At 35.4% G+C, this 16,641-nt stretch carries 14 protein-coding genes; 8 read left to right on the plus strand and 6 right to left on the minus strand.

Going from position 1 to position 16,641, the window contains the following annotated elements:
• Positions 1-90: 90 nt before the first annotated feature.
• Together J4050_RS12390 and J4050_RS12395 are read left to right on the plus strand one after the other, a co-directional pair.
• Positions 91-984, plus strand: a complete 894-nt coding sequence (locus J4050_RS12390) for a transporter (protein WP_208154906.1) — start codon at positions 91-93, stop codon at positions 982-984.
• 73 nt (positions 985-1,057) lie between these two features.
• The gene (locus J4050_RS12395; RefSeq protein WP_208154907.1) at positions 1,058-2,179 is read left to right on the plus strand and encodes a GTP cyclohydrolase; all 1,122 of its coding nucleotides are present in this window, start codon (positions 1,058-1,060) and stop codon (positions 2,177-2,179) included.
• A 58-nt stretch (positions 2,180-2,237) separates the two neighbouring features.
• On the opposite strand, the gene capB is transcribed toward J4050_RS12395, so the two are convergent.
• The 3 genes from capB to J4050_RS12410 form a co-directional block, all read right to left on the minus strand.
• Positions 2,238-3,497, minus strand: a complete 1,260-nt coding sequence (gene capB / locus J4050_RS12400; protein ID WP_208154908.1) for a cysteate-C-fatty acyltransferase — start codon at positions 3,495-3,497, stop codon at positions 2,238-2,240.
• 217 nt (positions 3,498-3,714) lie between these two features.
• The gene (capA, locus tag J4050_RS12405; RefSeq protein ID WP_208154909.1) at positions 3,715-4,752 is read right to left on the minus strand and encodes a cysteate synthase; all 1,038 of its coding nucleotides are present in this window, start codon (positions 4,750-4,752) and stop codon (positions 3,715-3,717) included.
• 69 nt (positions 4,753-4,821) lie between these two features.
• The gene (locus tag J4050_RS12410; RefSeq protein WP_208154910.1) at positions 4,822-6,882 is read right to left on the minus strand and encodes a S9 family peptidase; all 2,061 of its coding nucleotides are present in this window, start codon (positions 6,880-6,882) and stop codon (positions 4,822-4,824) included.
• Positions 6,883-6,961: 79 nt separating this feature from the next.
• Here J4050_RS12410 and J4050_RS12415 point away from each other — a divergent pair, with 79 nt between their 5' ends.
• The gene (locus J4050_RS12415) at positions 6,962-7,273 is read left to right on the plus strand and encodes a YbaB/EbfC family nucleoid-associated protein (RefSeq protein WP_208154911.1); all 312 of its coding nucleotides are present in this window, start codon (positions 6,962-6,964) and stop codon (positions 7,271-7,273) included.
• A 110-nt stretch (positions 7,274-7,383) separates the two neighbouring features.
• On the opposite strand, the gene J4050_RS12420 is transcribed toward J4050_RS12415, so the two are convergent.
• A complete protein-coding gene (locus J4050_RS12420; RefSeq protein ID WP_208154912.1) occupies positions 7,384-8,403 on the minus strand; it encodes a threonine aldolase family protein in 1,020 nt (339 codons plus the stop codon).
• Positions 8,403-10,817 (minus strand): zinc-dependent metalloprotease, encoded by a 2,415-nt coding sequence (locus tag J4050_RS12425; RefSeq protein WP_208154913.1) that lies wholly within the window; start codon positions 10,815-10,817, stop codon positions 8,403-8,405. Before J4050_RS12425 ends, J4050_RS12420 begins: the two co-directional genes overlap by 1 nt.
• Before the next feature lie 100 nt (positions 10,818-10,917).
• Here J4050_RS12425 and prfB point away from each other — a divergent pair.
• The 3 genes from prfB to J4050_RS12440 all read left to right on the plus strand — a co-directional run bounded on the left by prfB (position 10,918) and on the right by J4050_RS12440 (position 12,840).
• Positions 10,918-12,016, plus strand: a protein-coding gene (prfB, locus tag J4050_RS12430) for a peptide chain release factor 2 (protein ID WP_208154914.1) whose coding sequence is annotated in 2 segments (ribosomal slippage) — positions 10,918-10,980 and positions 10,982-12,016 — 1,098 coding nt in all. Because the reading frame shifts where the segments join, the coding sequence is not laid out codon by codon here.
• Between the two features lie 19 nt (positions 12,017-12,035).
• Entirely contained in the window at positions 12,036-12,380 is a 345-nt protein-coding gene (gene arsC, locus J4050_RS12435; RefSeq protein ID WP_208154915.1) for an arsenate reductase (glutaredoxin), read from the plus strand.
• Positions 12,381-12,390: 10 nt separating this feature from the next.
• Positions 12,391-12,840: a hypothetical protein gene (locus J4050_RS12440; RefSeq protein WP_208154916.1), complete on the plus strand. Its 450-nt coding sequence runs from the start codon at positions 12,391-12,393 to the stop codon at positions 12,838-12,840.
• A 93-nt stretch (positions 12,841-12,933) separates the two neighbouring features.
• Here the strand turns inward: J4050_RS12440 and J4050_RS12445 are convergent, their stop codons facing one another.
• On the minus strand, positions 12,934-13,989 hold the full coding sequence (locus J4050_RS12445; protein ID WP_208154917.1) for a proline iminopeptidase-family hydrolase: 1,056 nt from the start codon (positions 13,987-13,989) through the stop codon (positions 12,934-12,936).
• A gap of 95 nt (positions 13,990-14,084) precedes the next feature.
• On the opposite strand from J4050_RS12445, the gene J4050_RS12450 reads away from it, so the two are divergent.
• Positions 14,085-15,974 (plus strand): DUF294 nucleotidyltransferase-like domain-containing protein, encoded by a 1,890-nt coding sequence (locus tag J4050_RS12450; protein WP_208154918.1) that lies wholly within the window; start codon positions 14,085-14,087, stop codon positions 15,972-15,974.
• Entirely contained in the window at positions 15,974-16,636 is a 663-nt protein-coding gene (locus J4050_RS12455) for a 3'-5' exonuclease (RefSeq protein ID WP_208154919.1), read from the plus strand. Before J4050_RS12450 ends, J4050_RS12455 begins: the two co-directional genes overlap by 1 nt.
• Positions 16,637-16,641: the final 5 nt, after the last annotated feature.

Here is a 16,641-nt window from a genome sequence, read left to right on the forward strand (position 1 = left end):
TATCAAAAATACAATTCTCGATGTTTATAATCGGATTATTAAGCCTAAAAAAAGTATAAAATATCTATATTTGAGGCTAAACCTATTTGTATGAAAGCTACAAAATCCTACCTTTTTGTATTTCTAGCATTATCTATCGTTGAGTTGCATGCGCAATATACAGAAGTTATTAATTCCAATAGACCAGGAGCTTCTGAAAGTGCTTTTTCGGTTGGTACCAACGTATTGCAATTTGAAGCAGGAGCGTTTTCGATTAAAGAAGAACATACGCCTTTGGAGTACGATGTCTCAGGATTTGGACTAGACTTTGCCGTCCGCTATGGTTTATTTTTTGAACAGCTAGAGCTACAACTAAATGGAGTATATCAAAACGATACTCAGACATTTAATAGTGGAGCATTACCATTTGAAAGGGATCGTGCTAATTTCACAAATCTCACCATTGGGGCAAAATACCTCATATACGACCCGTTTAAATCGGAAGACGAGGCCAAGCCCAATTTATACAGTTACCACGCCAATAGAAAATTCCAATGGAAATCATTAATTCCTGCGGTGGCGGTTTACGCTGGGGCAAATTTTGACACGAAAGACAATCCTTTTACTGCCCCTGATGTAGAAGGTATTAGTCCTAAAATAATGGTTTTAACACAGCATAATTTTAATGGAGGATGGGTGTTTGTCATGAATTTTAGTCAAAACCGTATAGGTTCTGATTTTTCTGAATTTCAGTATGTCCTTACATTAACACATTCTTTTACTAATCAATGGGTGATATTTGGAGAGACACAAGGGATAAAAAGTGATTTCTATGCGGATAATATATTTAGAGTTGGTGGTGCTTACCTCTGGAACAAGGATTTTCAACTTGATACGAATATTGCCTTTAATACTAAAGACACGCCATCTATTTTTAATATTGCATTTGGCGCTTCTTACCGTTTAGATTTTCATAAAGACAAAAAAATAGATAATGGTAACTAAGCCAGAGATTAAGCAAAGTGTTGAGTTTGCTGAAAAAACCTTTTCAACAATTTTTAATACGTCTATTTAGCATATGATCACTATTAAAGAAGCTGTAACCAAAAAACAAATCAAGGCATTTGTTAAGTTTCCTTTTACAATCTATAAGGATTCAAAGTATTGGGTACCACCAATAATTAAGCAGGAGCTTGAAACTTTTAATAAGGATAAGAATCCTATTTTTAAAGATGCTGAAGCTCATTTTTTGCTTGCTTATAAGGATAACGTTATTGTTGGCCGTGTTGCTGCAATTATAAATCATTTAGAAATCAATAATCAAAACATTAAAAAAATGCGTTTTGGGTGGTTTGATTTTATTGATGATCTTAACGTGAGCAAAGCGTTATTAGCTGAAGTTGAGAAGATTGGTAGAGATAAAAATTTAGAGTATACAGAAGGTCCCGTTGGATTTTCAAATTTAGATAAGGTTGGCGTTTTAACCGAAGGTTTTGATAGTCTTGGCTTAATGGTGAGTTGGTACAATCACCCTTATTATGTAAAGCATTATGAGGCACATGGTTATGTTATTGAAAAGGAATACTCTGAGAGTAGGTTTCCGTTTTCTAACGTTGACCCAGAAACATTTAAAAAAGCACAAGCTCTTATAAAAAGACGATACCAACTTACTGCATTAAAATTCACGAAAACTAACGAGGTAATGCCCTATGCAGACAGAATGTTTGATTTGTTTAACACAACATATGCATCGCTCTCTTCTTTTGTTGAAATAACGGATATACAAAAAGCGTATTTTAAGAAAAAGTTTATAAGTTTTGTTAATCCAGAATACATAAAATTTGTAATTGATAAAAATGATAATCTTGTGGCATTTGCTATAGTGATGCCAAGATTTGCAGAGGCAATACAAAAAACTAAAGGCAAATTATTTCCTTTTGGATTCAAACATATTTTAAGAGCGAAAAAGAACAGCAAAGATGTTATTTTCTATTTAATCGGTGTACATCCAGACTATCAAAATAAAGGCGTACATGCTGTTATTTTTAATGAGTATTATGATATCTTTAAATCAAAGGACGTACAAACGTGTTATAGAACGGCTGAACTAGAGGATAATGAAGCCATTAAAAAAATATGGAAACACTTCAGCCCTGAAGTGTATAAGAGACGTAAAACCTACAGAAAAAATTTAAATTAAAAAAAGCTGCTTCGTTAGAGCAGCTTTTTTTTTATGACAACGGTATTCTTTTACATTCTTATTCACCCATTGCAGCCATTAACGCAGCTGACATGCGCTTATATGTTCCATTATCCAAACGCTCTCTAATAGCATCAAAGGCATCTAGAGTATCTTCAACATCTTGAAGTGTATGAGTGGCCGTAGGAATCATTCTTAATAAAATTAAACCTTTTGGTATAACAGGATAAACTACAATAGAACAGAAAATACCATGATTCTCTCTTAAATCTCTAACAAGAGCCATAGCCTCAGGGATACTTCCTTTTAAATATACAGGAGTCACACAACTCTGTGTAGTACCTATATCGAACCCTCGGTCTTTTAATCCAGATTGCAGTGCATTAACTATTTTCCATAGATTCTCTTTAAGTTGTGGCATTGTTTTTAGCATATCCAAACGCTTCAAAGCCCCAACAGTTAACTGCATCTGTAAAGATTTTGCAAACATTTGAGAACGCAAATTGTATTTAAGGTAATCAATAATCTCTTGGTCACCTGCAATAAAAGCCCCTGTGCTAGCCATTGATTTTGCAAACGTTGCAAAATAAACATCTATATCGTCTTGTATACCTTGCTCCTCACCTGCTCCAGCACCAGTTTTGCCAAGTGTACCAAAACCATGAGCATCATCAACTAAGAACCTAAAATTGAACTTTTTCTTAAGTTCAACAATCTCTTTTAATCGTCCTTGCTCGCCTCGCATTCCAAACACACCTTCAGAAATAACCAATATACCCCCTCCAGTTTGCTCTGCCATTTTTGTGGCACGCTCTAGATTCTTTTCAAGACTTTCTATATCGTTGTGTTTGTAAGTAAAACGTTTACCCATATGTAAGCGAACACCATCAATTATACAAGCATGAGAATCTACATCATACACAATAATATCATCTTTAGAAACTAATGCATCAATAGTAGACATTATCCCTTGATACCCAAAGTTAAGAAGGTAAGCTGCCTCCTTATTAACAAATGCCGCAAGTTCTTTTTGTAATTTTTCGTGTAAATCCGTATGACCAGACATCATTCTTGCACCCATTGGATATGCAGAACCATATTGTGCCGCAGCCTCAGCATCCACTTTTCGAACTTCAGGGTGATTAGCAAGACCTAAATAATCATTTATACTCCATGTAATAACCTCTTTGCCTTGAAATTTCATACGATTAGAAATTTGACCCTCTAATTTTGGAAAAACAAAATAACCTTCAGCTTGAGAAGCCCATTTTCCTAGCGGTCCCTTATCTCTGTAAATCTTTTCGAATAAATCCTTCATCAATCTTAATACTATTAACCGTTGTAAAAGTGATGTTTCTCACAGTCTTACAAACTATTAATTCTATGTTAATTTAACTCTTTTAGTAAGTGCAAAATTAGGCAAATATATTATGACCTCATAATTTATTTATTTGAAGTCATTTCCATATTTTCTAGCTATAAAAAAGCCTGCTTCGCATTTGGTGAAGCAGGCTTTAGCTGTATTATTTTAAATACTATTTTATATATTCTATTGGAGTATGTACTTCGTTTTTACTGTCAAAAAAGCCTTGGTCTTCCATCCACTTATCACTGTATACCTTGCTCATATAACGTGAACCATGGTCTGGAAATACAACTACGACCTTATCGGTTTTATTAAATTCTCCTTCTTCACTCAGTTGCTTTACTGCTTGCATTGCCGCACCACTCGTATAACCAACAAAAAGCCCTTCTGTATTAGAAATCTCTCTTGCACAATGGGCACTTTCTTCGTCAGTGACTTTGATAAACTTATCTATTAAATCAAAATCTGTTGCGGTTGGAATAAGGTTCTTACCTAATCCTTCTATGCGATATGGGTAAATTTCCTTATCATCAAACTCTCTCGTTTCGTGGTATTTTTTTAAGACAGAACCGTAAGCATCTACTCCTATAACCTTAACATCCGGATTTTGCTCTTTAAGATATTTTGCAATACCAGATATAGTTCCACCTGTTCCGCTACAAGCCACCAAATGGGTAATCTTACCTTCCGTTTGTTCCCAAATCTCTGGACCTGTACTGTTATAATGCGCATCAATATTTAATTGATTGAAATATTGATTGATATAAATGGAACCTTTAATTTCTTCATGTAAGCGTTTGGCCACTTGATAATATGATCTTGGATCATCAGCATTTACATGTGCTGGGCAAACATAAACTTTTGCTCCCATTGATTTAAGCATGTCTATTTTGTCTGCAGATGATTTAGAACTTACAGCTAAAATGCACTCATAGCCTTTGATAATACTCACCATAGCTATACTAAAACCAGTATTACCTGATGTAGTCTCGATAATGGTGTCTCCTGGAGTTAAAATACCTTGTCTTTCAGCTTCTTCTATAATGTGTAATGCAATTCGGTCTTTCGAAGAGTGGCCTGGATTAAATGCTTCTACCTTAGCGTAAAACTCACCTTTGATATCAGCTGCCATTCGATTTAATTTGATCAAGGGTGTACTGCCTATAAGCTGCAATACATTATCAAATACGTGCTTTGCTTTGTCCATAAATGCTATTTATAGGTATCCAATTTAATTATTTGACACCAAAAACCTCGCAAAAGTAACAATTTTTTTTTATTGGGTTATATCTTCGAGCGCTAAAAGGAACGCAAACTCCCCTGCATCTTCCCTTATACTCTCAAATCTACCAGAGGCTCCTCCATGACCTGCGTCCATGTTTGTTTTAAGAAATAATTGGTTATTATCTGTTTTATACTCCCGTATTTTTGCCACCCATTTTGCAGGTTCCCAATATTGTACCTGAGAATCATGTAAACCAGCTGTAACCAACATATTCGGGTATGCTTTAGCCTCTAAATTGTCATAAGGCGAATAGGATTTCATGTAGTTATAGTATAACTTATCGTTAGGATTGCCCCATTCGTCATATTCTCCAGTAGTTAACGGAATGGAATCATCTAACATTGTGGTTATTACATCTACAAAAGGTACTGCTGCAACAATACCATGGTATAATTCCGGCGCCTCATTAATAACTGCACCCATAAGTAATCCTCCAGCACTTCCTCCCATAGCATATAGATGCTTTGAGCTTGTATAACGTTCCCTAATTAAGTGAATAGAACAATCAATAAAGTCGGTAAATGTATTTTTTTTGTTAAGCAGCTTACCATTATCATACCAACTTCTTCCAAGGTACTCCCCACCCCTTACATGAGTAATTACATAAATAAACCCTCTATCTAACAAACTCAATCTTATACTTGAAAAATGAGGGTCAACAGTGGAGCCATAGCTACCATAAGCATACTGAAGTAATGGATTAGACCCATCTCGTTTCATTCCTTTTCTATAAACAACAGACATTGGAATTTTTTCACCATCTCGCGCTTCAGCCCAAATACGTTCAGAAATATAATTAGATTTATCAAACTTACCGCCGAGCACTTCTTTCTCCTTTAAAACTTTTTTTGTTCTAGTTTCCATATTATACTCAATGACCGAAGGTGGAGTTGTAAGGGAATTATAACTATACCTTAAAAGTTTGGTTCTAAATTCTACATTAATTGTTGTATAACACGTATAGGTTTCACTGTTAAATGGTAAATAATAGTCTTCAGAATTGTCCCAACTTTTAATTCTTATTTGGTTTAATCCGTTTTCTCTTTCGCTAATTACTAAATAGTCCTTAAAGATATCTATAGCCTCGATTAGAACATCCTTCCTATGTTCTACAACAGGTTCCCAATTTTTCATATCCCTGTTAACCTCACCTGTTCGCATTAACTTAAAATTAGTGGCTTTATCCTTATTGGTTAAAATGTAGAAGTGATTTTCGAAGTGGGATATACTGTATTCTATACCTCTTACTCTTGGATGGAACACTTCAAAATTTTGTGTCGGGTTGTTTGCGTTAAGTATGTGATATTCATTGGTAAGCGTACTATAGCAGGCTATTATGATATATTTTTTAGATTTAGACTTATAAACCGTTACCCCAAACGTATCATCACCTTCTTCAAAAACTAAGGTGTTATTTTGTTCACCTACGACATGTTTAAAAACTTGATTCGCCCTAAGTGTTACTTCGTCCTTTTTAGTGTAGAATATGGTGCGGCTATCATTGGCCCAAGCCGATGACCCCGTAGTATTTTCTATGAGGTCTTTATATATCTCATTTGTTTCTAGACACTTTATTTGTAAGGTGTACTGCCGCCTTCCTGTTGTATCAGTTCCAAATGATACTTTCTTATTATCTGGACTAATACTTATTCCAACTAACTTAAAATAAGGTAGGTCCTCTGCCATTTCGTTACAGTCAAATAGTAGTTCCTCCGGAGCATTTAGACTATCCTTCTTCCTCGTATAAATCGGATAATCTTTTCCCTTCTCAAATTTTGTAATGTACCAATATCCATTGTATTTATAAGGTACTGAAGAATCATCCTCTTTGATTCGGGATTTCATTTCCTCAAATAAATCATCCTGAAAGGCTTTAGTGTGTTGGGTCTTTGATTCGTAAAAGGTGTTTTCCTCGTTTAGGTAAGCAATAACTTCGGGATGGCTTCTATCCTTCATCCAAAAATAGTTATCAATCCTAATATCATCATGTTTTTCTAAGCGATGAGGGATTTTCTTGGCAATTGGTGAATTTATGTTGGAGGATTTATTCATGAGATTTATGAAAATATTAATCTAAAAAAGTTGCGCAATTTACTAATTTTGAAACGTATTAATTTTAAAAAGAAAGATTATGTTTGGAGATATGATGGGTATGATGAATAAATTGAAAGAAGCCCAAAAAAAAGTTGAGCAAACAAAAGAGCGTTTACATACTGTTTTATTGGATGAAGCTAGTAATGATGGCAAACTCAAAGTGACTATTACAGCAAATAGAACAATAAAATCAATTGATATTAGTGAGGAGTTATTAGCGGATAAAGAAATGTTAGAGGATTACCTAATATTAACGCTTAATAAAGCTATAGAAAAAGCAACTAACGTTCATGAGGCAGAGATAGGTGCAGTTGCCAAAGAAGGTATGCCTAATATCCCCGGGCTTTAGTATTCTTTCAATTCCCCGAAATCAAAAGGGTTTGATTCTTCTGAAAGCGGCAAAGAACTTGTTTTCTGGATTATATAGGCTCCTAGTTGTTATTAGAATGACCATTTCGTTTAAAGATTTTCTATAATCTCTAGGAATCGGTCATGCAACTTATCTGTATAATCTAAATGCGTAACCATACGCAATTTATTGCTGCCCATTCCAATAATCTTAATCCCTTTCTCTGTTAAACTATCTAAAAATTGAGATTCATCAATATGCTTTTTTAGCTCAAAAATAATGATGTTTGTTTCGATGGGTTCAACTTTTTCAATAGCTGAATGTTTAGATAATAATTGACCTATTTCCGTTGCTTTCTTATGGTCATCAGCCAATCTTTCAAAATGATTATCCAAAGCATACAGACCAGCCGCAGCTGCAAAACCAACTTGACGCATACCACCACCTAAAATTTTACGCACTCTAACAGCTTTTTGCATTAATTCTTTATTGCCTATCAAAACAGAACCCATTGGGCAACCCAACCCTTTACTGAGACATACAGAAATAGTGTCAAATAATTCGCCATATTGTTTTGGAGATTCACCTTTAGATATGAGCGCATTCCATAGTCTTGCACCATCCAAGTGATAGCCTAAATTATGTTTAGTTGCAATCTGTCTTAACTTTTTTAATTCCTCAAAATCCCAGCAAGCACCGCCACCTTTGTTGGTAGTATTCTCCACTGCAATTAAAGAAGTTAAAGGACTATGGTAAAAATCTGGAGGGTTTACAGACGCCTCAGCTTGTTCTGCAGTGAACATACCTCGATGCCCATCAACCAACTTACAAGAAATACCACTATTAAATGATGCACCACCACCTTCATAATTATAAATATGGGCGTATTTGTCACAAATTACTTGCTCTCCTGGATTGGTATGCAGTTTTAAAGCGGCTTGATTAGCCATACTTCCGGTGGGAAAAAATAAAGCCTCATCCATGCCAAACATATCCGCCAATCTTTTCTCCAAGGCATTAATACTCGGGTCTTCTTTATACACATCATCACCAACTTCTGCATTAAGCATTGCATCTAACATGCCTTTAGTAGGCTTGGTAACAGTGTCGCTTCTTAAATCTATTGTCATTAGTAATTTGGATTATAGTTACAAACATCACTTCCAATTGGCGAACCATCTGGTATCTTTGGTGAAGGTATAACTTTAAACTTCTCTTGATTTTCAAAAAACTCTTTGATCATCAATTTATACTGTATCGTATAAGCTTCAGGTAGATTTGTAGATTCTATTGATTTTACAATATCTGACAAGGTTTTATTAGCTATGGCCTTTACCTGAAAATATGATTTTTCATTAACCGCTAAATTCATAATATGCTTTAGTATGTTGGCATTTATTTGGGCTTGTACTTCGGTTAAGTAAGCATCCTTTTGTTCTTCCTTAAATGATGTTTCTATAATCTCGTTAAGCATCTCTTGAAATCCAATTTGCTCAGAATCTAAACTCTTCTGAAGGACCATACGATTTGCACGCTCTGGATGAAGTAAAAAGTTCAGCGTTAGATCACTCGCCGTTGATGCTGCACTTAAAGGGTCAAAAGCGACACCTGTAAGTCCCTTGAACGATTCTCTTGTGCGATTAAAGCCATAAGCCCTTGGAGGAAATAAGTTTAGCTTATCTTTAGGTATGGCTATTGTTTCTGCCGACAAGGTTTTTAGAATAGATGATAAGGTCTGCCGCTGAATATCAGGGGCAACAGGCATGGTAGCGATTTGGTTATCTCCTTTTGTTTTATAGGCATAATTTAAACCGCCAATAACTTTTGTAGCAGCCTCAGTTTGATATCTATGGAAGAAATATAAGGGCACAAAAACATCCTCCAGGGTTGAATACGTTTCGGATGATTTAATATTATCTTCTGAAAAATTTGAAATGGCCTGTTTTCTCAATTTTAAAACCGTTTCCAACTCTTCGTTCGGATACTTTCCGTTATCCCATAAATGTGCAAACATGTGTGCGCCACCAGATGCACGAGCATCTGAATCTGAAATAAAGCGCAATCCTTGAGAAAATGCATCATCTAAAATAGACTGCAGTGCTTCTTCTTCCTCCACACCTTCTTCAAAATCAGAGTAACTATAAGCCACCGAAACTTTGTCCCACGCACCAATTCCTTCGTCATAAGCTTCACTAATATCCAATTGGCCATTCTTAAAGTCTAACTTAGGATGCGGATAATCCATAACGGAAGCTCTATTATTAGAACTAGCAGCGAAATTATGTGTGAATCCCAGCGTATGCCCAACTTCGTGGGCACTTAGCTGCCGAATCCTTGCTAAAGCCATTTCTAGCATGGGTTGATAAGCGTCATCTCGTTCTGCGTAAGGCTTGTTCATTAAAGCCTGAGCAATTAAAAAATCTTGTCGCACCCTCAAACTCCCAAGACTTACATGCCCTTTAATTATCTCACCTGTTCTTGGGTCAACAACACTTGCGCCATAACTCCATCCTCTTGTACTACGATGCACCCACTGAATCACATTATACCTGCAATCCATTGGGTCCGCATCTTTAGGTAAGATTTTAACCTGAAACGCATTTTCATAGCCAATAGACTCAAAAGCTTGGTTCCACCAACTTGCACCCTCCAATAAAGCAGATTTAACAGGTTCTGGTGTACCAGGGTCTAAATAATAGATTATGGGATCTTCGGCCTCACTTTTTGGTACATTTGGATTTTTCTTTTTTAACCGATGTCTAATTATAAATTGTTTTTTAATAGGTTCTTGAATTGGTGTAGCATAGTCCATATATGACATTGAAATAGCACCACTTCTTGTGTCGAATTTTCGCGGCTCGTAATTATCATCTGGTAATTTTATAAATGAATGATGTTGGATTACGGAAACCAAGGATGCTGTTGGTGTTACTGACCTAAGATTACGTCCTGTTGGCTGCCCCTTAAATGTGAGTAACACTTCAAACTCTACATTTTCCGGAAATGCCTTGGTACGATCTAATGAAAGGGCACTTTTAGAGGCATCAACACTATAACTGCCTTCTTTTTTTTGTTTTAAGGTATTGGCAACGCCTTGGGTATCTTGCATTAAAAAAGGTGTGAAATCAATGACATATTTCCCACCCTCAATTGATAATATTTTAAATCCAAACAGAACCGACTTTGCAAAGGCCTGTTCAATACTCTTTCGCTCTAGGTCATTCGTTGTATTAGCCCGATATTTTAAATTTGGTTGAATCAGTAACAACTTATTACCTGCCTTTATAAAGTGAACCAAACGCTTCTGTCCTAATTTGCCACGATCTAAACCTATATCGTTACTTCCCACACCGGTTGCTAAAGAATTGATGTATAGAAAATCCTCATTCAACTCTTCTACTTCCAAATAGATTTTACCCGAAGAATCATCGTAGTGAAAATTGAAGTAACCATTGTAAGTCTTAAGGTTTTTTTTGTCTAGTACTTGAGAAAAATTATAATTAGAAATAAGGATTAGACCTAAAAGGAGTGTTAGTTTTTTCATTTTTTAAATTTGAATGCTAAAGCTACGGAAAATAAAAAAAAGTAGCCTAAATTTTATCTGCTTCATTGCATCACATTATCTTTGTAAAAATTCAATTTTAATGATAACATCAGATCAAATAAAAAATCTTAATACACGCCTAGGGAAGCTAAGGCAATATCTTTGACTTAGATGCCAAACTTATAGAAATCTCTAACGAGGAAGAGCAGACATTTGATCCAAATTTTTGGAACGACTCCAAAAAGGCAGAACAGGTTATGCGATCTCTAAGAGAAAAGAAAAGTTGGGTCAATGATTTTGATGCTGCCAAAACCTTTTACGAAGATTTAGAAGTCATTTATGAGTTCTTTAAAGAAGGTGAAGCTCCAATAGAAAATCTTGAGGCACGTTTTGACAAGGCCCTTAATGCCATAGAAAAGCTAGAATTTAAGAACATGTTATCTGAGGAGGGTGACAGCTTAAGTGCGGTCTTACAAATTACTGCGGGAGCTGGTGGCACCGAAAGCTGCGATTGGGCGAGTATGTTAATGCGCATGTATTTAATGTATGCTGAAAAAAGTGGTTTTAAAGTAAAAGAACTCAACTTCCAAGAAGGCGATGTAGCTGGTATAAAAACGGTAACTTTAGAGATAGAAGGTGATTATGCTTTTGGATGGTTAAAAGGAGAAAACGGCGTGCATCGATTAGTTCGTATTTCACCTTTTGATAGTAACGCCAAGCGGCATACTAGTTTCGCTTCGGTTTATGTCTATCCTTTGGTAGATGATTCTATTGAAATAGAAATAAATCCAGCAGATATCGAAATAACCACCGCACGTTCAAGTGGTGCTGGAGGGCAGAATGTAAATAAGGTGGAGACTAAGGTTCAACTATTGCATAAACCAAGCGGTATCCAAATTCAGTGTTCAGAAACACGCTCCCAACACGATAACAGGTCAAGAGCTTTACAAATGTTGAAATCACAGCTCTATGAGATTGAACTTCAAAAACGAATGGCGCAACGTGAAGATATCGAAGCTGGAAAAATGAAAATTGAATGGGGAAGTCAAATTAGAAATTATGTGATGCACCCTTATAAATTAGTAAAAGATGTTAGATCCAACCATGAAACCGGTAATGTTGATGCTGTTATGGATGGTGATATAGAGCCTTTTTTAAAATCTTATCTTATGATGATGGGTCAAAAAGATACGGCATAATATTTGAAACGACAGAACTATGATAACAATACTCCATAACCCAAGATGTAGAAAATCTAGAGAAGGCCTTTCTGTTTTAGAGAATTTAGGAAAGGAATTTGAAATTAGAAAATATCTAGATGATAAATTAAGTGAAGATGAGCTCAAAACAATAATTTCCAAACTTGATATTAACCCAAAAGCCCTTATCAGAAAATCGGAAGCCATCTGGAAAGAAAATTACAAGAGTAAGACAATGTCAGATGATGAATTGATTACAGCAATGGTTGAGCATCCTAAGTTAATTGAGCGACCTATTGTAATCCATAAGAACAAAGCTGTGGTGGGAAGACCCTCAGAGTTAATTTTAAGTATAATTAAATAATTTAGTAAGAATGAAAACACTAGTAACCTTACTTCTGCTTTTTATAGGACTGAGTTCCTTTAGTCAGGTCATTAGAAATCCCAATGGCGTTCCTAATAACTATAGAGACCCTACAGAACAAGAATTGGAAAGAAGAGATGAAAAAATGGAAGAGCGCAAAGAAGAATATGTCAACAACTTTTTATTTACGCTTGAAGGTGACGAATTTCAGAAAGTATTAGTTAAACAGCGTCTTTACACCTACTATGATGCCAAAAAAGTGATTTTTACATCACAGTATGAACACAGTATTGAACGTGAAAGCGCCATTAAAAACTTAGACGATACGCATTTCAAAGATTTGGAAGATATCATTTCTGAAAACGACATGAAAAAAATCAAGGAATTTGTCAATGGCAAATTTGATGAGAAGGCGGCTGTAAAAGCCATGAAAAAGAAGAAGAAAAAGAAGAAATCATAATAATAGAGAAATCCCTTCTAAATAAAGGGATTTTTTTAATTATAAATTTTTAGGTGAATCTACACCATGCTATTCATATCTAGAAAGCACTGTTTAGATTTCGCCAGCATCTACATCTTTTATAAAATCAATTACCCCTTCAAAGTAAACCTTTTGGTCATCGAATTGAGATAAGTGACTGCCATCCGGACAAAGTAAAAAGCGTCCATTTTGCACCTCAGTCGAAATCCATTTCATGTGCTCTGGATCCATTGTATCGTGCGTTGCACCAATAGTTAATGTTGGCACTTTTATTGCCTTCAAACGGTCTTTTACATTCCACTGTAACAGATTAGCGTTACCCTTAATACCAAATTCACTTGGTCCTTGCATAGTTATGTAAACATCTGGATTCATATGCTTCACAGACCTATTCACCGGTTCTGGCCATTCTTCTAATGGCATCCTCAAAACATGTTTGGGATAATAATGCTCCATAACAAGAGTAAGGTATTCTTCATTTGTATAATCCTCTTTTTCTTCGTACTCCATAATTGTTTCAAGTACTTCTTTGGGTAATTTTGGGGCAAGCACTTCGGAAGAATAGGTGTTGTAATCTTCTATAGATGCTACCATGTTAGAAATAATTAGTCCCTTTAAATTATCTTGATATTTTAATGCGTATTGCATTCCTAAAATTCCACCCCAAGACTGCCCCATCAAATAGAAATTATCCTTATTCAACCCTAAGGCTACCCTTACCTGCTCTACCTCTTCTACAAACCGATCTAATTTCCATAAGGACAAATCCTTTGGTTGGTCACTGTAATAAGAACCTAACTGATCATAATAATAATATTCTATACCTTCTTGCGGAAAATAACCGTCGAAACACTCATATATCTCATGCGTAAATCCAGGTCCTCCATGTAAGAGCAAGACCTTTATTTTTGGGTTATTCCCTACCCGCTTGGTCCATACATTAAATTCCCCTTTTGGAGTTTCAATTGGTATCATTTTAATTCCACCTGTAAATTGATCATCCTTTCCAGAATAATCTAAATAGTCAGTGTTAATAACCGAAGTAGATTCTGTATCTTTAGATGGTGATTGGTTCTGATTACATCCAAAAAAACAAAGCAGTACGAGAATAAAAGCGTTTCGTATCATATTTTAAATTTTTATTAAAGTTACTAAATCTCACCTAGACCAAGATCATGACATTTCTCATAATTCCATTTTTAAAGAAACTGTACTTTTAAAAAATGAACACAATTGCAGAACGCATTTATGATTTCCTAAAGCACTTCCCTCCTTTCAATGTGTTAACACGTGAGCAACTCTTTGAGGTAGCAAAAACTGTTGAAGTAATTTATTTAGAAAAAAACACGTCCATTTTTGATATTGGTAAGCCTATTGGTAATCACTTTTACGTAGTTAAGGATGGTGCTGTTGGCCTCTTTAGAGCTAATGAGGTCTTGGTAGATGAATGTGATGAAGGTGACATTTTTGGCTTAAGGGCCTTATTGCGAAAAGGTGACTATAAGCTGCACGCAAGAGCCATTGAAGAAAGCATTGTCTATAGCATTTCTTCAGAAGTATTTGACAACTATATTACTAGCAATACAGAAGCCAGTCAGTTTTTAATGTCTAGTTTCATCTCCAATACCAGACCTTCACAAATAAATGATAGGGAGTCTATTAGTACTATAGAATTAAGCAAAGACCTTTCAGAGCTTCAATCCGCAGACTACTCAAAAAATCCAGTAACCTGCAGCAAAACTACTACTATACAAGACGCAGCCACGAAAATGACCGCCAAACATGTAGGCTCAATAGTTATTGTTGAAAATAAAAAGCCGATTGGTATTATTACGGATAAGGATTTAAGAACAAAAATAGCAACTGGTGAGCATGCAATTTCAGATAAGGTCACAAAAATAATGTCATCTCCTGTGATTACCTACCCAGAATCCTTAACCGTCGCAGAAGCACAAATTGCGATGCTTAAAAATAGGATAACCCACTTATGTATAACCAAGGATGGCACTTCTGAAACTGAATTAACAGGTTTATTATCAGAACATGATATTATAGTTTTAAGGGAAAATAATGCCTCTAGCCTATTAAAAGAAATAAAACGCTCTAAGACTACTGAACAATTAATGTCTATACGTCAACGTGCCGAGAAATTAATTGAAGGCTATCTAGACCAGGATATACCAATAGATTTTACAGCTAGGATTATATCTGCAATAAATGATGCTATCACTCAAAAAATTATTGTTAGCTCTATTGACGAGATGAATCATAAGCCACCTTGTAAATTCGCTTGGTTATCCATTGGTAGCCAAGGCAGACAGGAGCAGCTACTTCTTACTGACCAAGACAATGCCTTAGTCTTTGAACCAGTTTCGGATACTCTTTATGAAGAAACTAAATCCTATTTTCTGCGTTTAGCGAATAAAATAAATCAGGGATTAGCGATTGTAGGCTTTGAACTTTGCCCTGCTGAAATGATGGGCAATAATCCAAAATGGTGCCTATCTATAAATCAATGGAAACAACAATTTCACAGATGGATTGCTACTCCAGACCAAGACAATTTAATGCTCTGTACCATATTCTTTGATTACGAATATGTTTATGGACACAAGGCCTTGGTTGAAGAATTGTCCGATGGAATTTTTAAAAGCATAAATAAACATGATATTTTTCTCACCTACCTGGGCAGAAATGCACTACAAAATCCGCCACCCTTAAGCTTTTTTAGGCAATTTTTAGTCGAAGAAAGCGGAGAGCACAAAGACCATTTTGACATTAAGGCAAGAGCTATGATGCCACTAGTTGATGCCGCACGATTATTGATTTTGTCTCATAACATTAAATCCATCAACAATACTATTGAACGTTTTGAAAAGCTCGTAGAGATTGAACCTCAAAATAAGGACACTTACCTTTTTTGTATTGAGTCTTATAAAGACTTGCTACGTTTTAGAACCGAACAGGGCATTTCAAAAAATGACTCTGGTCGTTTTATAGACTTAAAGTCGCTTTCAAAAGGTGATCGCTTAAAATTAAAGCGCAGTTTTAAAGCTGTTAAATTAGTCCAAGAATTGCTTCAAACAAGATTCAAACTTACACAATTATTGTAATGCAGTGGTTTAAGCGAAAAGTGTATTCAAAATTCTGGGAAGATTATATTGCCCATTTTAAATATTCCCAAGATCAAGATTTAAGGGCTATTCGTTTTGTAGTTTTTGATACGGAAACAACAGGTCTTAGTACTAAGAACGATAGAATCTTATCCATTGGTTGTGTTGGGATTCAGAACTTAAGAATTAAAATATCAGATCAACTTGAATCGTATGTAACCCAAGACCTATTCGATTCTAGCACCGTAAAAATTCATGGGCTTTTAAAGGAAGGGTCACTAAATAAAATTACAGAGGCAGAAGCCTTACAAAACTTCTTAGGTTACATTGAAAATGCAGTTTTAGTAGCGCATCACGCTGCATTTGACGTAGGAATGATAAATGCAGGATTAAAAAGAATGGGACTTCCAAAACTCAAAAATAAAGTCTTAGACACAGGTGTTTTGTTTCAGAAAACCAAATTAGACCTATCAAAACCACATTTTAGTCTCGATGAATTGGCCAATCGCTTTAATATTCCTTTGCACGATAGACATACAGCCTCAGGAGATGCCTTTATTACTAGTTTATTATTTCTTAAACTTGTATCTGAATTAAATAAAAACAACACCATTCAATTAAAGGATTTATTAAGAAACATAAAACGTATAGGACTTCTCTAAACCAA

It is taken from the genome of Winogradskyella pelagia, assembly GCF_017581965.1.
Taxonomy (GTDB): Bacteria; Bacteroidota; Bacteroidia; order Flavobacteriales; family Flavobacteriaceae; genus Winogradskyella; species Winogradskyella pelagia.